Source organism: Agrobacterium sp. S7/73, assembly GCF_019355535.1.
GTDB lineage: Bacteria > Pseudomonadota > Alphaproteobacteria > Rhizobiales > Rhizobiaceae > Agrobacterium > Agrobacterium tumefaciens.
Genome location: NZ_CP072137.1, coordinates 1,567,198 through 1,592,489, shown reverse-complemented (window position 1 = coordinate 1,592,489; position 25,292 = coordinate 1,567,198). Strand labels below are relative to the sequence as shown.

At 59.9% G+C, this 25,292-nt stretch carries 21 protein-coding genes; 7 read left to right on the top strand and 14 right to left on the bottom strand.

All coding sequences use genetic code 11. The features are described from left to right. Positions 1–11: 11 nt before the first annotated feature. The 3 genes from J5276_RS22245 to J5276_RS22235 all read right to left on the bottom strand — a co-directional run bounded on the left by J5276_RS22245 (position 12) and on the right by J5276_RS22235 (position 3,671). Positions 12–1,652 carry an ABC transporter substrate-binding protein gene (locus J5276_RS22245; protein ID WP_003518100.1) on the bottom strand — a complete coding sequence of 547 codons (1,641 nt, stop codon included), beginning with the start codon at positions 1,650–1,652 and terminating at the stop codon, positions 12–14. 50 nt (positions 1,653–1,702) lie between these two features. Then, a complete protein-coding gene (locus J5276_RS22240; protein WP_209159655.1) occupies positions 1,703–2,758 on the bottom strand; it encodes a dipeptidase in 1,056 nt (351 codons plus the stop codon). A gap of 205 nt (positions 2,759–2,963) precedes the next feature. Continuing rightward, a complete protein-coding gene (locus tag J5276_RS22235) occupies positions 2,964–3,671 on the bottom strand; it encodes a phosphoribosyltransferase (protein ID WP_035252713.1) in 708 nt (235 codons plus the stop codon). A 208-nt stretch (positions 3,672–3,879) separates the two neighbouring features. Between J5276_RS22235 and J5276_RS22230 the strand changes: the two genes are divergently transcribed. Next, positions 3,880–5,052, top strand: a complete 1,173-nt coding sequence (locus tag J5276_RS22230) for a M20 aminoacylase family protein (protein ID WP_065705843.1) — start codon at positions 3,880–3,882, stop codon at positions 5,050–5,052. 74 nt (positions 5,053–5,126) lie between these two features. Here the strand turns inward: J5276_RS22230 and cml are convergent, their stop codons facing one another. From cml to J5276_RS22185, 9 genes are all read right to left on the bottom strand, one after another. After that, entirely contained in the window at positions 5,127–6,338 is a 1,212-nt protein-coding gene (cml, locus tag J5276_RS22225; RefSeq protein ID WP_209159653.1) for a CmlA/FloR family chloramphenicol efflux MFS transporter, read from the bottom strand. A 213-nt stretch (positions 6,339–6,551) separates the two neighbouring features. After that, the gene (locus tag J5276_RS22220) at positions 6,552–8,345 is read right to left on the bottom strand and encodes an adenine deaminase (protein WP_065705821.1); all 1,794 of its coding nucleotides are present in this window, start codon (positions 8,343–8,345) and stop codon (positions 6,552–6,554) included. Further along, entirely contained in the window at positions 8,342–9,262 is a 921-nt protein-coding gene (locus tag J5276_RS22215; RefSeq protein WP_003518107.1) for a nucleoside hydrolase, read from the bottom strand. Before J5276_RS22215 ends, J5276_RS22220 begins: the two co-directional genes overlap by 4 nt. Before the next feature lie 2 nt (positions 9,263–9,264). After that, on the bottom strand, positions 9,265–10,290 hold the full coding sequence (locus J5276_RS22210; protein ID WP_003504741.1) for an ABC transporter ATP-binding protein: 1,026 nt from the start codon (positions 10,288–10,290) through the stop codon (positions 9,265–9,267). Beyond that, positions 10,283–11,062 carry an ABC transporter permease gene (locus J5276_RS22205; RefSeq protein ID WP_003504740.1) on the bottom strand — a complete coding sequence of 260 codons (780 nt, stop codon included), beginning with the start codon at positions 11,060–11,062 and terminating at the stop codon, positions 10,283–10,285. The genes J5276_RS22210 and J5276_RS22205 overlap by 8 nt, the downstream gene beginning before the upstream one ends. Next, a complete protein-coding gene (locus J5276_RS22200; protein WP_003504739.1) occupies positions 11,059–11,886 on the bottom strand; it encodes an ABC transporter permease in 828 nt (275 codons plus the stop codon). Before J5276_RS22200 ends, J5276_RS22205 begins: the two co-directional genes overlap by 4 nt. Positions 11,887–12,055: 169 nt before the next feature. Further along, positions 12,056–13,078, bottom strand: coding sequence for an ABC transporter substrate-binding protein (locus J5276_RS22195; protein WP_003518109.1), 1,023 nt, complete (start codon positions 13,076–13,078; stop codon positions 12,056–12,058). Continuing rightward, complete coding sequence (locus J5276_RS22190; protein ID WP_065705819.1) at positions 13,075–14,142, bottom strand: LacI family DNA-binding transcriptional regulator; 1,068 nt, start codon at positions 14,140–14,142, stop codon at positions 13,075–13,077. The genes J5276_RS22195 and J5276_RS22190 overlap by 4 nt, the downstream gene beginning before the upstream one ends. A 128-nt stretch (positions 14,143–14,270) precedes the next feature. Continuing rightward, positions 14,271–15,197: a LysR family transcriptional regulator gene (locus tag J5276_RS22185; RefSeq protein WP_003518111.1), complete on the bottom strand. Its 927-nt coding sequence runs from the start codon at positions 15,195–15,197 to the stop codon at positions 14,271–14,273. Positions 15,198–15,293: 96 nt separating this feature from the next. Here J5276_RS22185 and J5276_RS22180 point away from each other — a divergent pair, with 96 nt between their 5' ends. Next, entirely contained in the window at positions 15,294–16,481 is a 1,188-nt protein-coding gene (locus J5276_RS22180) for an acyl-CoA dehydrogenase (protein WP_003518112.1), read from the top strand. A gap of 88 nt (positions 16,482–16,569) precedes the next feature. Here J5276_RS22180 and J5276_RS22175 read toward each other — a convergent pair whose 3' ends face one another. After that, positions 16,570–18,672: a TonB-dependent receptor gene (locus J5276_RS22175; RefSeq protein ID WP_065705816.1), complete on the bottom strand. Its 2,103-nt coding sequence runs from the start codon at positions 18,670–18,672 to the stop codon at positions 16,570–16,572. 271 nt (positions 18,673–18,943) lie between these two features. On the opposite strand from J5276_RS22175, the gene J5276_RS22170 reads away from it, so the two are divergent. Continuing rightward, complete coding sequence (locus tag J5276_RS22170; protein ID WP_065705812.1) at positions 18,944–19,720, top strand: IclR family transcriptional regulator; 777 nt, start codon at positions 18,944–18,946, stop codon at positions 19,718–19,720. 2 nt (positions 19,721–19,722) lie between these two features. On the opposite strand, the gene J5276_RS22165 is transcribed toward J5276_RS22170, so the two are convergent. Continuing rightward, complete coding sequence (locus J5276_RS22165; protein ID WP_065658487.1) at positions 19,723–21,024, bottom strand: NtaA/DmoA family FMN-dependent monooxygenase; 1,302 nt, start codon at positions 21,022–21,024, stop codon at positions 19,723–19,725. Between the two features lie 200 nt (positions 21,025–21,224). Here J5276_RS22165 and J5276_RS22160 point away from each other — a divergent pair, with 200 nt between their 5' ends. Genes J5276_RS22160 through J5276_RS22145 form a run of 4 tightly spaced genes read left to right on the top strand, consistent with a single transcriptional unit; the run spans position 21,225 to position 25,103 of the window. Beyond that, on the top strand, positions 21,225–22,040 hold the full coding sequence (locus J5276_RS22160) for an ABC transporter ATP-binding protein (RefSeq protein ID WP_065658486.1): 816 nt from the start codon (positions 21,225–21,227) through the stop codon (positions 22,038–22,040). Next, entirely contained in the window at positions 22,037–23,050 is a 1,014-nt protein-coding gene (locus tag J5276_RS22155; protein ID WP_174012311.1) for an iron ABC transporter permease, read from the top strand. The genes J5276_RS22160 and J5276_RS22155 overlap by 4 nt, the downstream gene beginning before the upstream one ends. Positions 23,051–23,061: 11 nt before the next feature. After that, positions 23,062–24,126 (top strand): iron ABC transporter permease, encoded by a 1,065-nt coding sequence (locus J5276_RS22150; RefSeq protein ID WP_019566927.1) that lies wholly within the window; start codon positions 23,062–23,064, stop codon positions 24,124–24,126. Positions 24,127–24,149: 23 nt separating this feature from the next. Beyond that, positions 24,150–25,103: an ABC transporter substrate-binding protein gene (locus tag J5276_RS22145; RefSeq protein WP_019566926.1), complete on the top strand. Its 954-nt coding sequence runs from the start codon at positions 24,150–24,152 to the stop codon at positions 25,101–25,103. The last annotated feature ends 189 nt before the right edge of the window (positions 25,104–25,292 follow it).

Genomic DNA, 25,292 nt, shown 5'->3' with positions numbered 1-25,292 from the left:
ATCCTTCCGGATCATTCCTTGGAGATCGTATAGACATAGTTGGTGTCGAAGCTCGGTCCGAGCTTCAGGCCCTTGAGCTTCGCGGAGTATCCCGCCACTTCCGTCTGCTGGAAGATGATGACGAACGGGCCTTTTTCGAGAACTTCCTTCTGGAGGTTCTGATAGATGGCGGCGCGCTTGGCATTATCCTTTTCCAGAAGTGCCGACTGCGTTTCCTTCGTCAACTCCGGAACGTCCCAGGCGTTACGCCAGGCAAGCGTCTTGTTCTTGCCTTCTTCGGAGTTGTCGTAGTTGATCGTGAAGGTCTCGGCATTCGAGTTCGGGTCGAAATAGTCCGAACCCCACTGGCCGATGTAGATATCGTGCGTGCGGGCGCGATACTTGGTAAGCGTCTGCTTGCCGTCGCCGGGAATGATTTCCAGCTTGATGCCAGCCTGCGCCAGCGTCTGCTGTACGCTTTCGGCAATGCCGGTCACCGGCTGCGTGTTGCGCACATCCATGGTCACGGTGAAGCCGTCCTTCAGACCAGCCTTCGCCAGCAGTTCCTTGGCCTTGGCGACGTCGAGCTTGTATGGGTTCTCGTCAAGCGCGCCGAGCTGGCCCTTTGGCAGGAAGGTCTGGTGGATTTCGCCGATGCCCTTGATGATCGTCGCGCCGATCGCGTCGTAGTCGACGAGATATTTAAAGGCCTCAACGACCTCAGGCTTCTTCAGGTTCTCGTTCTTCTGGTTGAGGCTGAAGTAATAAACGGTGCCCTTGGGCGCGGAGGTGACGGCAAGGCCTTCCTTCTTGGAAACGGCTTCCATATCACCCGGCTCGAGGTTGCGGGCAACGTCGATATCACCGTTTTCAAGCGCCAGGCGCTGGCCGGAGCTTTCCTTCATGTGACGATAGACCACGCGCTTCAACTTCGGCTTCTCACCGTAATAGTTGGGGTTGGCCTCCAGAATGACGGCTTCGTTGGCCTTCCAGCCAAGGATCTTGTAGGGGCCGGAACCGGCATAACCTGTTTTCAGGAACGCATTGCCGAAATCGGTGTCGTATTTGTAATCGGCGCTCGGCGTGACGGGCTTGGCCTTTTCGGTCACCAGCTTCTTGTCGACAACTGCGGCAACGGTCGCGGTCAGAACGTTCAGCACGAAGCTCGGTGCGTAGGGCTTGTCGACCGTCAGTACGAAGGTGTTGGCATCCGTCGCTTTCGCCTTCTCAGTGACGTTGTCGCCCTTGAGACCGAACTGCGTCAGAAGGAATGCTGGCGACTTGTCGAGCTTGATGGCACGTTCAAAGGAAAAGGCAACATCATCTGCCGTCACCGGATTGCCGGAGGCGAATTTCAGGCCGGTCTTCAGCTTGAAGGTATAGGTGAGACCGTCTTCAGAGGTCGTCCAGCTCTCGGCCAGATCGCCGATCACCTTGGAGGTGTCGTTGAGATCGATGGAAACCAGCTTGCTGTAGGTGTTGCCAGTAACTTCAGCTGCCGAAAGCTCGAATGCCTCACCCGGATCGAGCGTGATGATGTCGTCGATGGCGAAACCTTCAACCAGCGTATCGGCCGGCGTGGCGGCAAAAGCGTGCGGCGCAGACAGCATCATCAGCGACAGAGCAGCGCTGGTGCTGAGGATACGCATGGACTTGTTGAGCGATTTGATCATAGGATCTCCCCTTTTGTTATGAGATTGATTTAGTTCGCTTTTATTTGCCTTCAGGCCGGCTCGTGCCAGGCCTGGGATAGGACGCGCAGCCAGTTTTCCCGGCATATTTTAGCAAGTTCTCCATCACCGTAGCCCGCCGATTTCAGCGCCGCAACCAGATTGTGGTTGCCGCTGGCATCGGCAACGCCAACGGGTACCGTCGCGCCGTCGAAATCCGATCCGAGCGCCACGCAATCGACGCCCATACGCTCCACCATGTAGTCGATGTGGCGCACCATGTCGGAAAGCGGCGTGTCGGCAATGTCGCGCGCATCCGCCCGCAACATGGTGACCGCGTAGTTGAGACCCACCAGACCGCCGCTCTCCTTGATGGCATCCATCTGCCGGTCAGTAAGATTGCGGGCGACGGGGGTGAGCGCATGTGCGTTGGAATGGCTGGCGATCAAAGGCTGGTTCGTGGTCTTCGCCACATCCCAGAAGCCCTTTTCGGTGATGTGGGCGAGATCGATGAGAATGCCGAGCCGGTTGCACTCCTTGACCAGCGCAAAACCGGCATCGGTAAGGCCGGGCGCGGTATCGGGCGACATTGGATAGGAGAAGGGAACGCCGTGACCGAAAATATTGTGCCGGCTCCAGACCGGACCGAGCGAACGCAGGCCGGCGGCATAAAAAACCTCAAGCGCATCGAGATCGGCACCGATCGCCTCACAGCCTTCCATGTGCAGCACGGCCGCGAAAATATCCTCGGCAAAGGCCTTGCGGATATCGGCCGTCGAGCGGCAAAGGCTCCAGGCGCCGGCACGGTCAAGCCTGAGCGCGATCGCAGCCTTTTCCATCGCAATATCGAGCGAGGGCTGGCGTTCGAGCGGCGCCGCAAGCGGTGTATCGTAATGACCCTGCGCGTCCGGCTCCTGCAGGACCAGATCGCCGGAGGGAATGTAGATGGCGCAGATGCCGCCGCCGAGACCGCCTGCACGTGCACGCGGACCGTCGATATGGCCTTCGCGGGTACCGTTCTTGAATTCAGCCACCGGATCGCCACCGGCCTTGCTGTTGCGCCACAACCGAAGCAGCACATCATTATGACCGTCGAACACTGCATGCATGTCAAGAAATTCCAGTAAGCGGCAAAACCAAAGGGGGCGGGCAGACGCCGGAATAACACCGCGCGAGAGCAAACCGGCGCATTTTTCGCCGACTGCTATAGTCTGTCAGAAACGATCTTAGGACGATCTCTCACGGCTCCGCAAGACGCAAATTAGGCAACGATGAAATTATCACCACTTGCCTTTTGCCGGGAATTGCGCAACGTCAAGCCTGCCAGCCGCCTACGGCTTTTTTCAGCAGCGGCGTCGCGAAAACACCCCTCACCCGCTCCGGCCATTCCGGCCCGAAAGCAGCGATTTTTTGCACCCAGCGATCCGATTGCAGCATGGCAGCGCCGATTGCCACCGGCTTGATGCCGGATGAGGCGAGAAGCGAAAGACCTGAAATGATGGAACTGCCGCTGGAGATGACATCGTCCACCAGCGCCACCCGCCTGCCCTCGATGAGTGGCAACATGCGCGGATCGATGTAAAGCCGTTTTTCCTGCTTGGTGGTGATGGAGGACATCGGCACCGACAATTCCTCCAGATACCAGAATTTGCGCGAAGTGCCGAGCGGCACATATCGTGAATGGCCGAGGTGACGGGCAACGGCTGCGGCAAGCGTGAGCCCCAGAGTCGGCAGGCCGATCACGACATCTGGCTTGAGGGGGCGAAGCTTTTCCGCCAGGTCGGCGGCCAGCACTTCCAGCACGTCAAAAGAGGCCTGATTGACGATGAGCGAGGCGAGCGCATGTTCGCCATCCGCCAAGGGCCGGATCGGCAGGCAGATCTGCCGCCCGTCATCCAGCTCCGCCGGAAAGAAAGCCGAATGCGGGCCTGTCGTATCGAATGAACGGGGCGGAAGAACATCCTGCCAGAACTCATGCGGCGCGGCGGGGGATGATGCGGCGGGCGATGCGGATTGCGGCATCGGTTTTCCTTTCAGAAGCGGGACGGCAAAAGCGGAAGTGATTTTCATCCGCGCCATCCCCGTTCGGCATATCAGGCATTTCGACAACCGCAGGCATGCGGCGGGTTCATTTCATTGGGTTTTTCAGCTAGAAGGAAACAAAGCAACAGGCATTCGGACAAGCCCACCTATGGCGTGGGTTTTCCCCATATTCAAGGACAAGCTACCCATGAGACTGCTGGACCGCATCGGCGAGGACCTGCCATTCCTGACGGAGCTTCGCCACGACCTCCACGCCCATCCGGAACTGGGCTTTGAAGAGGAGAGAACCAGCGCCATCGTCGCCGATCTTCTCGAAAGGGCGGGAGTGAAGGTGCATCGCGGCTTGGGCGGCACCGGCGTGGTCGGCACGCTGCAGGTGGGCAACGGCACCCGCAGCATCGGTCTTCGCGCCGACATGGATGCGCTGGCCATGCCGGAAATTCCCGACCGGCCCTATAAATCGAAGTTCCCCGGCAAGATGCATGCCTGCGGCCATGACGGCCACACCGCCATGCTGCTGGGCGCTGCGCGTTATCTCGCCAGTACCCGCGATTTTTCCGGCACCGTCCATTTCATCTTCCAGCCGGCCGAGGAAGGCCGTGGCGGCGCCAAGAAAATGGTTGAGGACGGGCTTTTCGACCTGTTTCCCTGCGATGCAGTTTATGGCCTGCACAACATGCCGGGGCTTGGCATTGACGAAATGGCCGTGGTGGAAGGACCGCAGCTTGCCTCTTCCGATAGCTGGCGCGTCACCTTCAGGGGCATTGGCACCCACGGCGCCAAGCCGCATCTCGGCCGCGATCCGGTAACGGCGGCGGGCACCTTCCTCGCTTCGCTGCAAAGCATCGTCGGCCGCGTCGTCGATCCGCTGCAACCTGCCGTCGTCAGCGCCTGCTCGGTGCAGGCGGGTGACCCCAAGGCGCTCAACGTCATTCCCGATATCGTCGAAATCGGCGGCACCGCACGCGCCTACGCGCCTGAGGTGCGCAGCCAGCTTGAAACGGAAATCGGCAGGCTCGCCAAGGGTACGGCGGCGATGTTCGGCATCGAGGCAAGCTATGAATTCATCCGCCGCATTCCGCCCGTCATCAACGATGCCGATGCGACGAAACGGGCGCTGCGAGCCGCCAAGACCGTCTTCGGCAACAAATCCCGCACCGCCTTCCCGCCCTCGACCGCCGGCGACGACTTCGCCTTTTTCGCGGGCGAAGCCCCCGGCTGCTACGTCTGGCTCGGCAACGGCCCGGCGGTGGATGGCGCGCTGCACCACAACACCTCCTACGACTTCAACGACGCGGCAATCGTTCCCGGCGTCGCTTTCTGGGCAACACTGGTGGAGCAGGAACTGGCGGCGGAATAAGGCCGAAAGCCACTTTTTGCATTCCCAAATCTGAAAAGCCGGGCAGCGGCAGACGCGCTGCCCGGCTTTCTCGCTCAGATATTCCGGCGGTTCAACAAATATAGCGCCGTCAGGACAAGGCAGGCCATGATCGATGAATAGGCGATCACCGGCCATGCCGCATCACCCGGCAGAATGACGACAGCCAAGGTGCCCGCTATTCCCACAAACAGACTTTGAATGCAGAAATAGAAGGCGACGGCTGTTCCAGCCATGTGCCCGAACTCCTCCAGCGCGCCATTGGCGGTGACTGAAACCGTAAAAACGATTCCGACCGCCATGACCCACATCGGTACGATAAACGTCAAAAATGACGGAACCGCCCCGACTTCACCTGCAGTGAACAGAAACGCCCCCACCAACAACAGGGCCATGCCCCTCACGAGACTGCCCTGCACACCCCATCTGGCAACGAAAAACTTCGCAAAACGGGTGGTAACGATCATTGCGATTGCGACGGTTGCAAAAGCCAGGCTGAACTCCACCTCGGAGAGACCTGCCCTGCCGATCATGACGAGCGGAGCGGTGGAGAAGAATACGAAAAACGTTCCCATGGCAGTGCTGAACCCAAGCGTATAGGTCCAGAAGCGACCACTGCCCAACATGCGCAAAGGCGATGGGCGTGACATCGTTGCCGTCGCCGGTCGGGTTTCGCTCCAGTTCATCCCTTCGGCAACCGTCGCAATGAAAGCGGCAACCGTCGCAATGAAAGCTGCCGCGCCCAGGGTGACGAAGATGGCACGCCAGCCGAATTCATTGGCGATGACCGCCCCGACAATCGGACCGAGTGCCGGGACGAATGCGAGAATGGAGCTGAACGTTCCGTATATCGTCGTTGCTTCTGGACGATCCGCATAGACGTCGCGAACGGTGGCGAAAGTGGCGACCAATGCCGCCGCCGCTCCAGCCGACTGAAGGAACCGGAAAACGATAAAGGCGCTCGCCGTTGTCACAGCTGCGAGGCAGAACGAGGCCACGACGAACAGCAGGGCACCGCCGATCAAGACGGGCCGGCGGCCGATGCGGTCGGAGATGGGGCCAAACACGATTTGCCCAAGGCCGAGCATCACCATGTAAACGGTGAGCGTGAGTTGAACCACCACCGGTGTCGTGCCGAGGGCTTCCGGCATGATGGGGACGACCGGCAGGTAAATATCCATGGCCAGCGAGGCGAGAATATCAAAGGGAGCCATGAGCAGCATTGCTGCCAACAGCGATCTCCCCCAAACGGGAGTTGGAATAGACATTAGAATTGATCCGCTCAAATGAGGACATTTGGCGGCGTCTGCCCGAAGAAACAGGGATCGTTCGACAGAACGCCGCAACAACGAAATATCGTCGTTGCGGCTTACTTATCTGATGACTTCGAGGCACCCATGTTCAACATCCATATAGAGCGACAGGTAAACAGGGGTTGGATTTAGCAATATGCCGGCTTTTTGGCAACGCTCGACCCTGGTTTACCCCACCACCGCAATCACCGGGCTTTCCATCACCCGTCCCGTCAACACATCGGCAATGCCCATATCCGTCTGGTGCGGGCCGATATTGCAGGCGAGCGTGGCGCCGAAGCAGGCCTTGAAGACGAGATAGGGCGGCTGCCACTCCACCACCTTGCCGACAGCGGTGCGTAATTCCTCTAAAGCCTGTGCCACGTCTTCAAGCGGCGCATCGGAAACGAGGCCTGAGAGCGGCAGGGGTAAAAGCGCGGTCACCTTACCCTCAGAGGCGACAGCCATGCCGCCGCCTGTCGCAATCACCGCATTGGCGGCCAGCGCCATGTCTTCGGGATTACCGCCGAAGACAGTGAGGTTGTGGCTGTCATGCGAGACGGTGGTGGCGAAGGCGCCGTTCCAGCGTCCCCAGCCGGTAAGGAAGCCGGTCCTGGTAACTGGCTCGGCTTTGCCGTGGCGGTGGGTGACGGAAATCATCGTGGCGCCTTCGGGGGGAACGACGAAACCATCCTTCACCTCGGCTTCCACCTCGCCCCATTGCGTGAAGCGTGGGCGGTCGATGGTGGCAAGGCGCACCCTTGCGCCCTCGCAGGCAACCCGGAAATCATCGGCTGCGCGCAGCGGCAGCTTCATCGAGCCTTCGAGCGCCGCCGCATCGCAGGCTGGAATGTCGACGAGCATATGCCCGGCTTCCGCAACCGCCCTGCCACCGGCCAAGACATGACGGGGTGAAAAACCACTCAAATCCTCGAAAACGACGATATCGGCACGGCGACCGGCGGCGATGAGGCCAAGATCGGCACGGCCAAGCCTTTGCGCAGCATTCAGTGTTGCGGCGCGCAGCGCCCATTCCGGCTTCAGGCCATAACGGACAAGGCGGCGCACCACATCATCCAGCCCGCCGCCCCGCAACAGATCGTCCGGGAAAACATCGTCAGTGCAGAGCGTCAGCGTCTGCGGCAGGTGGCCGAGCGCATTCAGCGCCTCCACAAATTCCGGCAGCAGATGATCGTGCGAGCCGCGCAGCTCGATGGTCAACCCCGCCCGAAGCTTCGCCATCAAGTCTTCAGCCGAGACCAGCTCGTGATCGGAAGAAACGCCTGCCACCATGAAGGCGTTGAGATCGGCGTCCTTCAGGCCGCGCGCATGGCCACAGATCAGCTTTTCCGAGACAAGACCGGCCTGTACGATGCCGCTCATGCGCGGATCGCGTTCGATGACGCCGCGCATGTTCATGATTTCCGCAACCCCGCCAATCTGCGGCCATGACAGGATATCAGCGAGAATTCCGGCATCGAAATCAGCGCCGCCGCGCTCCAGCCCCGGTGCTGATGGCACTGAGGAGGGTGCAAGCAGAATGGCGCGCAGCGGCAGGTTTTCGATGGATTTCGCCGCCCAGCGCACCCCTTCGACACCATGGACATTGCCGAATTCATGCGGGTCCCAGACGATAGTCGTGACGCCGCGGGCAACCACTGCTGCCGCATAGGCAGCGGGCGTTATCATCGAGCTTTCGATGTGCATATGCGTGTCGATCAGGCCGGGCGAGACAAAGGCGCCCGACGCGTCGACGAGCTGCGCAGCATCGCTGCGGCTTGCCGGTTCGTGAACGCTGGCGATTAGCGGACCGACAATGCCGATATCAGCGGCGCGAATCTCCCCCGTCACCACATCCACCAGCGTTCCGCCGGTAATGAGAACATCGAAAGCCGCATCGCCGCGCGCAGCGGCAACCGCGCGGGCGCGCAGCGCATCGTCGTTAAGATCGACCGGCTCGCGTATCGGGGATTGTGCACTCATCGGGCAGCCTCGCGGCGCAACGCCTCGAGAACCGCAGCCTTTGCCGCTTCGGCATTCACGGTGTCGGCGAAATGCGCGTTGAAGGCGGCAACCTTGTCGGCACGCGGCTCAACCACCGTTCGCCCGCGCGTTAGCGCCGCGTGAAGCTCGACATCGATCCGCGTATGGCGCCAGCCAAGCAGCTCGGAGGTGAAGCCGACAGCGGCAACGGGATCGTAAAGCGCCATGGCCGGTCTGCCGCGTCTCGTGGCGATGCCGATGAAACCTTCCAACAGGTCGGCAATCAGGCCGGCGTTTTTGCCGCCAGCATTTCGGATCGGCAGCACATCGGCTGGCGAGGCGGTGACCTTGCGGCAGGCGTCCAGATCGACCATGCGCAGCGGCAGGTCATGGGAAAGCACGATGGCCAGCGCTTCCGGATCGGCAAAGGCGTTGAATTCGGCAGATGCGGTGTGGTTGCCGCTCGTCACGCCGCCACCCATCCAGGTCAGATCGGAAATTTTCGCGGCAAGATCGGGCCGGGCAAGGCAAAGGGCGGCGATATTGGTAAGCGGGCCGAGCGCGAGGATACGCTTTTCGCCTGCCCCCTCAAGCCAGCCGCACAGCGCAGTGAAAGCGTCGCTTTGCGGCAAAGCGGGGGCATCCGGCAGGCTACGGCCGACGGTCGGAATGCCGCTGTCACCCAGAATGCATTGTGCGGTTTCGAGCGCGCCAAGGACGGGTTTGGCACGGCCCTGATGGAGCGGCATGGACCAGCCGAAGGCGGCGACCGCGCCTGCGGCGTTGCTGCAGACAACATCCAGCGTCGCATTGCCGAAGACCAGCGAAATGCCGTCTATGGCAAGGCCTGCCGATTGCACCACCATGATGGCGGCGATATCGTCAAAGCCCATATCAGTATCGATCCACACACCCATGATCAGCCAAACACCTTGAGGCTTGCCGCCTTTTCGACCGGAAGGTCGAAGGCGAGCGTATCACCGATCGTATGGGCGGTCAGCGCAGCGTCGGTCTCCGCCTTGATGGGACCAAGCAGCGTATCCAGCAGGTACTCACGGGTATTTCCGGCAAAGGATGTGCCGCGCACGGTTCCCTGGAAAGGACCTGAACCAAGGGTGACCATGCGCGGCCGCCAGGCCAGTCCAGATGCTGAAGGGACTGGTCCGGTAAGCGGTGTTGTGCCGTTTTCGGTTTTCAACGCGCCGCCTTCCAGCGCGAAGATATTTTCAAAGCCGACGAAATCCGCCACGAAGGCGGAAACCGGCGCATTATAGATCTCTTCCGGCGTACCGATCTGCTCAATCTTGCCGCCCTTCATGACGACAATACGGTCGGCCAGTGCGAGCGCCTCGATCTGGTCATGGGTGACGAAGATCATCGTCACACCGGTTTCCTTCTGCACGCGCTGCAATTCGGTGCGCATTTCAAGCCTGAGGCGCGCATCAAGGTTGGAGAGCGGTTCATCGAGCAGCAGCACCTTCGGCTCCATGACCATGGAGCGCGCCAGCGCCACGCGCTGCTGCTGGCCGCCGGAAAGCTCGGCCGGCTTGCGCGATGCGAAGTTCGATAATCCCACGGACTTCAGGCCGGAGGCGACCTTGTCATCAAGCGCCTTGCCGTTCATGCCCTTGAGTTTGAGGCCGAAGGCCACGTTTTCGTAAACCGTCAGGTGCGGAAACAGCGCATAGGACTGAAACACCAGCCCGACAGCGCGCTTGTTGGCGGCGACGCGGGTGATATCGGCGCCGTCGAGATCGATGCGCCCGCCCGCCACCGGCATCAGCCCGGCAATGGCGCGCATCGTGGTGGTCTTGCCACAGCCGGAAGGACCGAGCAGCGCGAGAAGTTCACCCTTGCGGATATCGAGGTCGAGATCCTTGACGGCGATGCTGTTGCCGTAGGCGAGCGAGACTTTTTGAAGCGAAAGGTAATTTGCGTCAGACATAACGGGAGAACCCCAGAAAACGTTCGGCCAGGAAGACGATGCCGATGGAAAGGAAGGCGAGCAGCGATGAGAGTGCAGCGACAGACGGATCGAAGACGATTTCCATGTAGCCCAGCATGTCGATGGGCAACGTGCGCACGCCCGGACCCGACAGGAACAGCGACACGGGCACCTGATTGAAACTCGTCACGAAACCGAGGATGAAGGCCGACAGGATACCACCGCGAATATTGGGCAGCACCACACGGAAAAATGCGCCAAACCGCGACGAGCCGAGCAGCACCGCCGCCTCCTCGATATCCGAACGCAGATTGTTGAGGCTGGCCGAAACCACCCGTACCGCATAGGGCAGGATGAGCGCCGTGTGCGCGAGAAACAGGGCAAGCGTGATGCCGATGCCGAAGGGCACGACGAAATAGCGCAACAGCGCCAGACCGACGATGATACCCGGCACGATGATCGGCGCCGAAACGATCGTGCGCACGGTTTCCGCAAAGGGCAGCTTGTAGCGCGACATGGCGTAGGAAGCGGGAATACCGAGGACGAGCGCCGTGAATGTGCCGCCGATGGCAAGGAACATCGACATCGCGAAGCTTTCGCGGAAACTTTCGACGGTGAAGACCTTCGCGATCCATTTCAGTGAAAAGCCCTGCGGCGGAAAGGCGAGCGTGTCGCCGGCCGAAAACGAGGCCGCAACGATGATGAGGAACGGCCCGATCAGGAAGCCGACAACGAGCAGGAGCGTGAGCGGAATGAAGAGCTGCCGGGTCATTTCTTGTTCCTTGCGGTGGCGATGCGCTTCAGCAGGATATTGGCGGCAAAGCTCATGACGATCAGGATGAAGGCGATGACGCTGGCGGCGACGAAATTGTTGGAGACCGTCACCTGCTGATAGAGCAGGGTTTCCAGCATCAGCACCTTGGAGCCGCCGAGAATGGCCGGCGTGATATAGGCCGTGAGCGAACCGGTGAAGACCAGCGTGCCGCCGACAACAAGCCCCTCCTTGGTGAGCGGCAGGATGACCTTCCAGAACACCTGCAGCCAGTTTGCGCCAAGAACGCGGGCGGCTGCGATCGTATCCTTGGGCATATTCTCCAGCGCACTGATGAGGGAAATGATCATCAATGGCAGGAACAATTGCAGAAGGCCGATGAAAACAGCCGTTTCGGAAAACAGTATACGGATCGGCGCATCGCTCAGTCCTACCGCCTGAAGCGCCTGGTTGACGATGCCGGTTCTGCCGAGAATGACGATCCAGGCATAGGTTCGGGCAACCGGCGAGATCATCAGCGGCAAGACGACCAGATTGACGACATGTCCTTTCGCGCCCTGCGACAGATTGACGATGGCGAAAGCCGCCGCATAACCCACCACCGCAGATACAATGGTGACGAGCGCGCCAAGCTTCAGGGTGCGCAGGAAAACCGCCCTGTTCAGCGGATCGGAGAAGAAATCGGCGTAAGCGGACAATGTCCAGCCGTCAGTGGTGTGAAAGCCCTCCGACAGAAGCATGAAGACCGGCACAAGAAAGACCGCCGCCGCGAAAATAGCGGCGGGCAATGCAAGCGCCAGCGCTTCGGCCCGGTTCTGAAACATCGCTTTATTCCCTGAACGGCCTGCGGCCGATTGTTACTGCAAGCGGTCATGGCCAGCTTGCGGAATTGAGAGGTGGAAAAGCGGTCAGGGGACGACCAAACCGCTTTTCCGGGAATGGAGCCGCCCTTTCGGACGTTTTAAATGCCCCATTCCAAACCTTGATAAGGACTTACTGGCCGACCTTGGCGTTCCACTCCGACAGCCACTTGTCACGGTTGTCGAGCGTCACGGCGGAAGGAATGAGCTGCAGGCTTTTTGCGGTTTCGTCGCCATAGGTGATATTGTTCGCCACCTCGTCGGACACCTTGACTTCCTTGTTGGTGGGGCTGTCCACGAGCTTTTCGGCCAGCGCCTTCTGAACGTCGGTCGAGAGCCAGAAATCCATGAACTGCAGTGCCAGATCTTCGTTCTTCGTGCCCTTCGGCACCACGAGCACGTTCATGCCGCCGGTCTGGCCTTCCTTGGGCGTTGCCCAGGCAAGCGGCAGATCGAGCTTGGTAAAGGGCGCCCAGGAGAAGCGGCCGATGGGGGCGGCCCAGATTTCTTCCTGCTGCATGAGCTGCACCAGCTGCGACGATTTCACGTAGAACGTGACGATATCGTCCTTCTTTTCGCCCACGGCTTCGATAGCGCCGGAGAGATCAGGCGTATCCTTGCCGATGGCCTTGCCCAGCATGTAAAGCGCCGGCGGGCCCTGATTGGTAGTGACATTCGGGAAAGCGACGTGGTCGACGATGCCGTCCTTCAAAAGATCGGCCCAGCTATCGATCTTCATCTTGTCTGTGCGGTAAACGATTGACGTGGCGTAGAAATTGACGCCGACGCTCATGCCGTCGCCATTCGGATCCTTGGCGATGTCATAGAGCTTGCCGATATTCGGCACCTTGGCGGCATCGATCTTCTGGATCAGGTCCTTGCGGGTGGCGGAAAGCGCATCCGCCATGGAAACAATGGCGAGATCGACCACCGGATTGGCCTTGTTGGCCTCCATCTTGGCGAGGCGCTCAACGCTGTTGCCGGTCTCGACGACCAGCTTGCAGCCGCATTGCTTTTCGAACGGTGTATAGACCAGTTCCTTGAATTCGTCCTGCGCGAAGGCGTAGACCGAGATCGTCAGCGTCTTGTCCTGCGCCTGCGCGGCACCCATCGTCAGCATCAGGGCGGTGCCCGATGCAAGAATGATTTTTTTCATGGTGTGAGTTCTCCTGCTGTCGTGTTTTTGGCTTCAATCGCATCATGCTTTTTTTCGCCGGTGGAGCCGCGCATGATCAGCGCCATCGGTACTTTCGAGATTTCTGCCGTGACCTCAGCAGCTATGCCGTTTTCGATGCCCGCCTCGCCATCGATCGCGCGCAACAGCGCATCCACGGCCAGATCGGCGATGCGGCGCATATCCATGCGCATCGTCGTCAGCGGCGGCGTCACCACGGCGGAGAAAATCAGATCGTCGAAGCCGGTGACACTCGCCTCTTCCGGCACCTCGATGCCCTCGCGCTGCAATTCAGTGAGCGCGCGCAACGCATGCAGGTCGGATACGGCAGCAAAGGCAGTGAAACCATCCCTCACCTTTTCGGTAAGGCCGAGACGGCAACCCGCACCATCCACCTTTTCAATGGCGTCTACCCACAGCGTCTCTGTGACGCAGGCCTTGCCCAGACCATCGCGAATGCCGCCGAGGCGGTCGTTCTGCACATTTGAGTCGCGGTTCTTGCCGATCAGCACCACCTTGTCGTGTCCGAGGGCTGCCAGATATTCGCCGATCTGCCGGCCGCCATCCCAGTGGTCAGCGGCTACGGTGTTTCCGGGCGTCGAGGGGCTGTCGATCACCGCCACCGGGCAATCGACATCCGCGATACGCGTGCCGCGGCGGGGAACGACGACCATGCCATCCACTCCACGCTCGATCAGCCGGTTGATGGCGTCCGTCTGCATGGCGATCTCGCCGCGGGAGTCGGCGATCAAAACACCATAACCGGCATTGACGGCTGCCTTTTCGATGGCCTGCGCGATCTGTGGGAAGAGTGGATTGGCGATATCCGGCAGCACCAGCCCGAGAACTCCTGACCTGCCGGTGCGCAGCGCCCTGCCCGCGGAACTCGGCACATAACCAAGTTCGCTTGCGGTCTTGCGGATGCGCTCCACCAGTTCCGGCGAAACACGGCCCTTGCCCGACAGCGCATTGGACACGGTTGCAACCGACACGCCGAGTGCCGCTGCTATCGCGCTCAGATTGGTGGCAGGCCGTGAAGACGCCATGATGGTCCGAAAGGGCTGATTAAACGTTTAATCACGATAATCGACCAAAACCGTCGTGTCGAGTCCGGCCAGAGACAAAACCGGGCAAAAATCGAGGCACGAAACCTAAGTGCCCGAAAAAAGTGCGCTTATTTTTCCAGTGGCAGATTGCCAGCCGCACGATAGGCCTCGACCTGCCGTACCAGCCAGTCGCGAAACAGCACGACTGGAACGTGGTTGGCTCGGGATAGCGGCGCGACCGCATAATAGGAACTCGGGCTTTTGGCCTGATGATCGTAGGCTTTCACCAGTTGCCGCGATTTCAGTTCGTTATCGATCAGGAAAAGCGGCATCAAAGCCACGCCAAGTCCGGCGATACAGGCCTGTGCCACGCTGGAAAACTGCTCGAACCGCATGCCCTGCGGCAAGGCAAGCGAATGGCCGAGGCTCTCGAACCAGTGGCTCCAGGCACCCGGCCGCGAGGCCATGTGCAGCAGAGGCAGGCCGGCAATGTCCTCACCCTTTTCGACCGGATGCGCCTTCAGGAATTCGGGGCTGCATACCGGCGCAACCATCTCATGCATCAGAAAGGTGCTTTCCGCCCCCGGCCAATCCGCCTGCCCGATGTGGATCGCCATATCCAGTTGCTCACGCTCGAAGTCGAACTGGCCGATGCGGGTGGCGAAATTGATGGTGATTTCCGGATGACTGGAGACGAAATCAGGAATGCGCGGCAGAAGCCAGCGGGTGCCGAATGTCGGCAGCATCGCTAGATTGAGCGTGTTGCCATGCGTTTTGGTCATGATCTGCAACGAGGCGGCACGTATCTCGCCAAGGGCTGCGGCAATCGATTTCGCGTAAGCACCACCCTCGGTCGTCAGTGACACACCACGCGCGCCGCGCTCGAACAGGCGCACGCCAAGCTGTTCTTCCAGTGACATAACCTGACGGCTGATCGCCCCTTGCGTCAAGGCAAGTTCATCCGCAGCGGCTGAAAAGCTGCCAAGCCGGGCAACGGAATCAAAGGCGGCAAGCGCACTGGTGGAGGGCAGGAGTTTGCGGCTGAGAGACGTCATGAGCCATTACTATATGTAATGCAAAAATGAGTAAACATGGCTTGTGCCATCAGGGGCTAACACGAATAATCCGGCCAGCAAATCCGGAGGCATAACGTGAGCGAACGCGCAGCATTCAATTGGCAGGACCCTTTTCTGCTGGAAGACCAACTGACCGACGACGAGCGGATGATCCGCGACGCCGCCGCAGCCTTCGGCAAATCGGAACTTATGCCGCGTGTGTCCGAGGCCTATCTTTCTGAGACCACCGAACCGGAACTGTTCCGCCTGATGGGCCGCACCGGCCTTCTGGGCGTCACCCTGCCGGAAGAATATGGCGCCGCAAATGCCAGCTACGTGGCCTATGGTCTCGTGGCCCGCGAGGTGGAGCGGATCGACAGCGGTTATCGCTCGATGATGAGCGTGCAGTCCTCACTCGTCATCCATCCGATCTTCGCTTATGGCTCGGACGAACAGAAGAAGAAATACCTGCCCGGCCTCGTCTCCGGCGAGCTGATCGGCTGTTTCGGCCTGACCGAACCGGATGCCGGCTCCGATCCGGGCGGAATGAAGACCCGCGCCGAAAAGATCGCCGGCGGATATCGCCTGCGTGGTTCGAAAATGTGGATTTCCAATGCGCCCATCGCCGATGTCTTCGTCGTCTGGGCGAAATCCGAAGCCCACGACAACCAGATTCGCGGCTTCGTGCTGGAAAAAGGCATGAAGGGTCTGTCTGCACCGAAGATCGGCGGCAAGCTTTCGCTGCGCGCCTCCATAACAGGCGAGATCGTCATGGATGGCGTGGAAGTGGGCGAAGATGCGCTGCTTCCGAATGTTTCCGGCCTGAAAGGCCCGTTCGGCTGCCTCAACCGCGCCCGCTACGGCATTTCCTGGGGAGTGATGGGCGCTGCGGAAGATTGCTGGTTCCGCGCCCTGCAATATGGTCTCGACCGCAAGCAGTTCGGCAAGCCGCTGGCCGGCATGCAGCTTTACCAGAAAAAGCTCGCCGACATGCAGACCGAGATCGCTCTCGGCCTCCAGGCATCGCTGCGCGTCGGCCGCCTGATGGACGAGCACAAAATGGCGCCGGAAATGATCTCCATCATCAAGCGCAACAATTGCGGCAAGGCGCTGGATATCGCCCGCCAGGCCCGCGACATGCACGGCGGCAACGGCATCCAGATCGAGTACCACGTGATGCGCCACGCCCAGAACCTCGAAACGGTCAACACCTACGAGGGCACGCACGACGTTCACGCGCTGATCCTCGGCCGGGCGCAGACGGGCATTCAGGCGTTTTTCTGAGACCTTCTCCGCATCATTTCCTTCATGAAAAAAAGGCCTTCGAAAATCACTTCGAAGGCCTTTTTACTTTTCCGGTTCAGGCAATCGCTTAGAACGTGCCTCTGACACCAATGCCGAACATGCGCGGTTCGGTCATGCTGGCCTCGATGCCGCCAATGCCGCGGTTCTGCTGCATATAGGTCGGCGCACGCTCGTCGAAGACGTTCTTCACGTAAGCGTAGACCTCCATCTCCTCCTGGAACTTGTAGCTCGCACGCACATCGGCGATGGTGTAGGGGTCGATCGCATAGGCAGCCGTGTTGGCCGTATCGGAATAATAACCATCGATATGACGCACCTGACCCGAGACGGTGAACTTGTCGGTCACATCCCAGCTTGCCCCGATGCTGAACATGTAACCAGGCGATTTCGCGAATTCATTGCCTGCATAGCTGGCATTGCTGGAAATCTGGTCGATTTCGGTCTTCAGCACGCCGGCACTTGCCTTCAGCGTCACATTGTCGAGAACCTGATAGTCGGCGCCGACTTCCAGACCATAGGCATGCGCTTTCTGCGCATTGATGGTGTAGGATTGAGTAATGCCTGACGAGATAACGACCGGAATATTGTACTGGGCGTTCTTGTAATCCATGTAGAACAGGTTGCTGTTGAGCGTCAGCCTGTCATCCAGCAACTTCGCGCGGGTGTAGAGTTCGTAGTTCCAGATGGTTTCCTTCTCGAAGGGCAACCATTGGCCCGACGAGATGTTCAGCGATATGCCGCCGGGATTGTAACCACGGCTGATCATGCCGCCAACGGTCCAGTCATCGTTGATCGCATAGGCAAGCGAGGCCTTGGGAAGCAATTCGGAAAAGGTCTCGTCAAAATCAACCGCGACGTTGGAATAGACGGAGCGGCCCGCGCGCTGAATACGATCGGTCTGGTAACGCAGGCCGCCGGTAAGCGTCCACTGGTCGGTCAGACGGTAGCTCAACTCGCTGAAAATGCCGAGATTGTCCTTGGTATCGTCAAATGTCGAAAGGGTTCTTCTGTTTGCCGGGTTCAGAAGATAGAGAATTTCATCGGCCTGCGTATGGGCGTAATAGATGCCCGCGACGCCACTCAGAACGTCTTCCTGGTCACCGAAGGTCACACGGGTCTCGTGGGACACATTCTTCTGATCGATATTGGCGTCGCCATTATTGACCACACCCACCCTGCGGCGCGCGTCTGAGGCGGAAAATTGCGTCTGGTTGAAGAGTTTTACGCCGTTTTCAAAGTCGTAATTGATGTCGAGAATACCGGTGTGGGTATTCTGGCTCCAGCTCGGCATGGTGGTGGTGACGTGGTTGAGATCCTCGAAAGGACGCGACGCCGCTTCCTGACTCGGCCGGTTGGCGGCGTTATAGGAATAAGTCAGCTTGGTCGTCAGGCCCGGAATTTCCGGCGGTTCCCACAGAAGCTTGAAACGCGCGTTGAATTCCTTGAAATCCTGGTTGGTGCCTGCGTGGGCAAAACCGGAATTGATGTAATCGATAAAGGTATCGCGACCCGAATAATCGATTGCCAGACGCGCCGCCAGCTCGTCTTCGATCAACGGGCCTGAGACCGCAAAGGACGCCCGCTTCTGGTGATAATTCCCGATTTCGGCCTGATAGCTTGCTTCCGGCGTAAACGTCGGGTCCTTGGTATTGACGAGAATGGCGCCGGCAATGGCGTTAGCGCCCTGCGATGTGGTCTGCGGCCCACGGAAGACCTCGATGCTTTCGACATCCCAGATGGACGTCGCGCCATAGATGAACTCGTTATAACCGAGATAGTGACCATCGACATTGATCGTGGCGCGCGGCACGGTGCCGGCGAAGAACGCCGTTGCTCCGGTGTTCGGTCCCTGCGTGTCGAGACCGCGAATGATCGGGGCGCTGACATTGTCGGTATAAACAACGTTTGGAATGTCCTTGATCGCGTCTGAGACGGTTGGATCGCCGGTCTTTTCCTTTTTCAGTTCATCGCTGGATTTGACCGAGACGGAAGACGCCGTGTTCTTCATGTCGCGCGCGACTTTTTCGCCGGTCACCACAATCGGCTTGAGAACGGTCGTTCCCGAGGCCTCGACCTGTTGCTCCTGGGCGAAAATCGGCGTCACAAACAGGGCGGCCAGCGTCAAAACGCTGACCCCGCCCATCAAACGGCCGCTAGAACGAAACCCCATAACACACCCCTAATAAACATGAGTATCAAAGTCATATTCAAGTAACGGAAGCGTTATCCGTTTCGCAATAGAGAATGCGTTCCGTATTGTGGACGGATAGGGTTCCGTAACGGGATGTGCCATATTTACAACAAAGTTTATCGACTGGCCGTTGTCATGTAACTCCCCGCCTCAAGGGGAAGGCGTTGAAATAACTCAGAAATCGATTCCGATTTCCGGTCGGATGCGCTAGGCATGTTCACGACATAAATCGGGGAGCGACTTGGACGCCATGGATGACGAGCCGGACAATCTGCCTGAAAACGACGGAGAGAAGCGCTCTGCCCTCATTCAGTCGGTCTCTATTGCTGCCCGTTTTCTCGACCTTCTGGCAAAATCGGACGGGGCGCTTGCACTGGGCGAACTCGCCAAACGCGCCGGCACAGGCCGTTCCACAGCTCATCGTTACCTGCAAAGCCTCGTGCGGGAAGGACTGGTGGCACAGGACCCTGCAACCGGCAGCTACGACCTCGGCCCAACCGCGCTCTCGATAGGCGTCAGCGCGCTCAGACGAATCAATCCGGTCGAAACCGCCGGTCGACAGATGAAAGCACTGGCCTCGCAGATCGGCGCCAGTTGCGGCGTGGCGATCTGGACCGATCGCGGCCCGACCGTGGTGCAGTGGCACAGGAGTGCCAGCTTCTCCATCAGCACCGTGGCGCTGGGGGATGTTCTACCGCTGGATAACAGCGCCTGCGGGCTGCTTTTTCAGGCTTATCTGCCACCGGATAGGACAGCGCCGGTGCGCAAGCTGCAGCCGCCCGCCTTTCGCGGGTCCCGCCCAGACGCTAAAGTCCTGCACGCCATTCGTGAGACAGGCGGGGCGGAACTCAACGAACACCTGTTCTCCGCCCTGACCGGCAAGGCCGCCCCGGTTTTCGACGCACAGGGCGAAATCTGTTGCGTCGTCACCACCGTTTCTTTCCTCGCGACCGCCGAGACCGAGCGGCACTTTCCGCAGCTTCTTGAAGCGGCCGGAAAGGCGACGGCAGAATCCGGCGGCTCGTAAACCTATCCGGCCAGGTGGTCGGCGAAGGTGCTGCCGGAATAGGCGGTGCGGAACAGCCCGGCATCGCCGAGCCTCGGAAGCAGCCGCTCCAGCACCAGCCGCATCGACGCGACCGAACCGCCGGGCACCGCGACAAAGCCGTCTATCGCGCCGGCCGCCACCCATTCGCGGATGCTTTCAAAAGCATCCTCAACCGTGCCGATGATCTGCCAATGGCCCGACCCCATCACTTCCGGTCGCCGCAACAATTCGGCAACGCTCAGCGTTTCCCGTTCGATCAACCGGCGGAGCAGATTGGCATGGGTGCGGCTTCTCGGTGTCTCGGGCGGCGGCGGCAAGTCAGAAGGGGTGACGATCCGCGTGAGCGACCAGTCGGAAAGGTCAAGACCCGTCAGATTTTGAATGGATGCAAATATGCGGCCATGGTTGGCCCTTGCGTGGGTCTCCGCAAATAGCTCCAGCGCCTCCTTCTTGGTGTCCGCCAGATAAAGACTGAGACCCGGCATCAGCTTCACCACATCCGGTGAGCGCCCATGCCGCTCCGCTCTTTGCCGTAAATCCGCCCGAAGCTCGATTGCCGCCTGCATATCCGGCGTCGAGGCGAAGACCGCATCCGCAACGGAGGCTGCGAAATCGCGGCCTTCGGGGGAAGCTCCAGCCTGCACCAGTGGAATACGGCTGGAATGGGCCGGCAGGTTGAGCGGGCCTTTGACGCTGAAGTGCTTTCCTTCATGCGCGATTGGCTGGACCAGCGACGGATCTGCAAAACGCCCGCTCTCTTTGTCCAGCTTCAGCGCCTCGTTGGGAAAGCTCGCCCAGAGCTGCTGTACTACCTGCGTGAACTCGGCGGCGCGTTCATAACGCTCCTGTGGCGATGGCATTTCTTTCAGGCCGAAATTTTCGTGGCCGTCCAGCGCCGTGACGATGTTCCATCCCGCCCGGCCATTGCTCAGCCAGTTCAGCGATTGCAGTTGGCGGGCAATCACATAAGGCGGCAGGAATGTCGTTGAAACCGTGGATAACAGGCCGACATGGCTGGTCTCCCGTGCGATGGCGGCCAGAAGCATGTTCGGGTCCATGCTCGCAAATCCGCCGCCGGTCTCCAGCCCCTCAGTGCGCAGAAACAGCGTGTCGGGCCGGAAGACAAAATCCACATGCGCAGCCTCGGCGCGCTTTGCAAGATCGACGAAATAATCGCTGGAGAAAACCCCGTCTATACCGCTGTCTTGACGCCGCCATGCCTCGCCGCTGAGCCAGGTTGGCGCCAGCGACATGCCGACGTGAAGCTTGAGCGCGACTGACATGAAACACCTCGAATGAAAAAATCATCACGAAATCCGCGATGTGAATCGGCAAATTTCGATTTGTGGAGAATTTTACTATAGTTTAGTGTCGCTTCAAGACCAGCCTGTCGCGCTTGCCGGTACAGAACCCGATTTCCGCAAGTTCGATATGTGAATTCAACAGCTTAGGTAGGACGTGCGTCGAGTCGACGCATGGCCCTATGAATAACAGGAGTTGTAATCCGGTGCTTGATGCCACGGACCTTCATGCGAGTTACGGACACATCGCCGTATTGCAGGGCCTGTCTGCCCGCTTTCAAACCGGCCGCGTCACAGCGCTGGTCGGACCCAACGGCTGTGGCAAGTCGACGCTGTTGAAGACCATCATGGGCTTCGTGCCTTTATCATCAGGCAGGATAAGCCTCGGTGACCGCCTGATCGGCGCGATCGGACGCCGCGAACTCGCCCGCCGCATCTCCTATCTGCCGCAGGAATGCCATTGCCCTGACTATATGACGCTTGGCGAATTGATCGAGCTTGCGGGTTATGCACGTTACGGGCTTGGCGGCGGTCCCTCCGAACGCGACCGGGCGCTTTTTGCCGAAGCGCTGAAGACCGTCGGGCTGGAAGACAAGGCCAGGGCGCAGGTCAACACGCTGTCCGGCGGCCAGCGCCAGCGCGCCTTCATCGCCATGGTGCTCGCTCAGGACACGGAGGTGATCCTGATGGACGAGCCGGTCAACCATCTCGACATGAAATATCAATATGCCGTCCTCAGCCTCGTGCGCGAACTGACGGACAGGCACGGCAAAACTGTTATCGTCGTGCTGCATGATCTCAACCTCGCCTCAACCTTCGCCGATGACGTCATCATGCTGAAAGCCGGACGGGTTCTCGCCTCCGGGCCTGTTGCGAATACCGTCACATCAGCCAATGTGGCCGACGTCTTTGATCTCGAGGCCGACATATTTTCCCGGCAGGGGCGGCTCATCTGCGTGCCGCGGCTGGAGCGGCAGGAACAGGCCATTCCGGCATGACATCTAAAATAATGCTGATCTTTGCCGCCGCGATCTTGCTGGCCGTTGTTCTCGTCACCAACTTCGTGCTGATGACTGGCGACCTGCCACTTGCCGAAATCGCGACGACGCTCGTGCACGGCGAGGCCGAAACCTATGAACAGTCGGTTCTCCTCTATCAGCAAATCCCGCGCTCACTGATTGCGATCTATGTCGGCGCCACCACGGCCGTCAGTGGCTGCGTGCTGCAGGGGCTTGCCCGCAATCCTCTCGCCTCGCCCTCCACCCTGGGCCTGAATGCCGGTGCGACGCTTTTTGTGGTCGCCGGTGCGCTGGTGTTCGATTTCTCGCCCGAAATACAGGGGCTCATCGCGCTTATCGGCGCCGGCTTCGGCTTTGGCGCCTGCTTCCTCGTTGCCCGGCTGGCCGGGCGGTCAAACGATCCGCGCGGCCTGTCGCTCATCCTGTCCGGTGCGCTTGTCTCCATGCTGCTGATCGGCATCACCAATGCCCTCCTTTTGTCAAACCCCACACGTCGCGCCGAATTCCTGAGCTGGGTCGGCGGCAATATCAACCACGTCTATGCCGAGCGCCTCACCGATTTCTGGTGGATTGGCGCCATTGCGATGGTGATGCTCTGGTCGGTTGCCGGCCCGCTGACGCTGGTACTGCTGGGTGCGGAAAAAGCCGCTTCCGCCGGCGTCAACGTCACGCGCGTTTCCCGGATCGCACTTTTCGCCACAATGCTGGCGTCCGGCTCGGCCGTGGCCATCTGCGGTCCCATCGGCTTCGTCGGCCTCATCGTTCCGCATATGGTCCGGCCGCTGGTCGGGGTGAATTTCACGCTCGCTTTGCCCGCTTCAGCCCTTGTCGGGGCGATTCTGTGCGTGCTGGCCGATCTGGGCGCGCAAACCCTGTTCAGGCCGTATGTGGTCAATACCGGACTGTTCATGGACCTGCTCGGCGGCCTCGTCTTCATCGTCATAGTCAAGCGCTTCTATCTTTCACCTTCGGCCAATAAACTGTCATGAAGAGGGCTGTCATGAAAAGGCAATTGGCCACCGATGGCAAAGCGGTCCTGCGGCTGCCGAGCGGGATGCAGATCGGCATCGGCAACCTAAAGGCCGGCCTTGCACTGATCCTGCTGGCGTTGGTGCTGGCCGCCATTTCCATTAGTCTCGGAAATACACAGACCGGTCTCATTGACCTTCTGCACGGCGTTGCCGGCGGGCATTTGAGCGACGATCAGGCCTATGCGCTGTGGACGGTACGGCTGCCGCGCATCCTGCTTGGTTTCATGGCCGGATGGAGCGTTGCGCTGGCCGGGGCCATGCTGCAATCGGTCGCCCGCAATCCGCTTGCCGATCCCGGCCTGTTCGGTCTGAGCCAGGGATCAATGACCACCATAATGCTGCTTCTGGTGCTGGTGCCGGCGGCGCCCAAGACCATGGTGGCGCTTGCGGCCGTCGGCGGCGGCCTTGCGGTAGCTTTCCTGCTCATCGCGCTCGTGGGGCGCGAACGTTCCAGCGGGCTCGCCATCCTGCTGATGGGCATCGCAATCGAATCCGCCCTTTCATCAGTCTCATCAGTGCTTTTGCTCTACACACCAACGGAAACATCGCTGTCGCTTGCAGACTGGATGGCGGGTTCGCTGTTTCAGGCGAGCTGGCCGATCATCCTCGTGTTCGCGCCTCTTTTCGCGGTCAGCCTTGTGGGCATTTTCCTCATCGGCCGGGCGCTTGCAGTATTTGATCTCGGTAACGAGATGGCCATGGCGCTCGGCGAAACGGTCAAACGTTCGCGCCCGCTCGTCATCGTTTTTGCGGTCATCCTCAGCTCCGCTTCCGTCACCGCTGTCGGCCCCTTGACCTTTCTCGGCGTCATCGCCCCGCATCTCGCCACCTTCCTGTCGCCCGCCGTCGGTCGCGCCAGGCTTTTCCTGTCGGGGCTGACGGGCGGCATTCTGGTGGTGACCGCCGATACGCTTTCGCGTGGGCTGGTGGCCGATACGCCGATGCCGATAGGCCTTGCGCTGACGCTGATCGGCGTGCCGCTTTTCATCCTCACGCTGCGCCTGCAGGCGCTGCGCAGAACTAACCGCCACTGAAGAAATTGAACAAAGGGTATGCCATGCGATTTGCCATCCTCGTAGCAGCACTTCTGACCGCCGGAAGCAGCCTTGCCGCAGAGCGAACCGTCACCGATGCCGCCGGCCGCACGGTCTCCATCCCCGAGCAGCCGCAGCGCATTGTCGTCATGCACGAACCGCTGCTGGGCGTGCCGCTGATGGATCTTGGCGCCAACGTGGTAGGCGCCTATGGCCGCAACAGCGACGGCAAATTCGCCACTGCCGTTGATTTCATCGACACCGTTCTCGGTGAAGGCCGCACGAAACCGAAAGGTTTCGGCGCGGTGGGTCAGATCGATCTGGAAAAGCTGAGAGCGCTGCAACCTGACCTGATCGTCGCCACGGAAATGGACAGCGGCAAGGCCGAGCAGCTTTCCACCGTCGCGCCCGTCTATCTGCAGAAGGTAAGCACTGGCCACACCTATGGCTTCAGCGTCGAAGAGAATCTTTCGGGTCTCGTTGGCAGAAGTGACGCTTTTGCCGAGCGCCGGAAGACCTATGACGAGAAACTCGCCACCGTCAAAAAAGCACTCGGCGAAGACGCAAAAGGCAAGACCTATCTCGCAATTCTGCTGACCGACCAGATCAACGCGGTCGGCGATATGTCCGGTGCGGTGCAGGCGCTCGAGGATCTGGGTTACGCACGGCTGAAAATCGACAACGCCACCTCGTCGGGTGGGCTGGGTTCCACCCTGACGATGCCGCTCAGTGCCGAGGCTTTTGGCAAGCTCAACCCTGATCTGCTGGTGGTGATGAACAGCTATAACAGCCCCGCCCGAGGCGAAGCCGGAACGCGCGCCGCACTCGAAAAAATCATTCCCGGCTGGGAACGCTTCGTCAAACCGGCGCGTGACGGCCGGATCATCTTTCTCGATTCCAGCCGGGTCACGACGCCGTCCATCCCAAGCGCGCTGCACACGCTGGACGCGGTGGAAAGCTGGGCAGGCCGCCGTTAAACGCCTTTTCGACAAGCGCAATTCCGGCGCAAACCATGCGCCGGACATAAACTTGAGTTTTTGAAGAAACTTATATTGCGACCGCCGGAACCGCCTGTTATGGTTCGCGCATCTTGACACAACGACGTCGGATCTCCCGCCGGAAAACTCCGGTGCGCGATTGTCCGGCATGCCGATCCGGGACAGCGA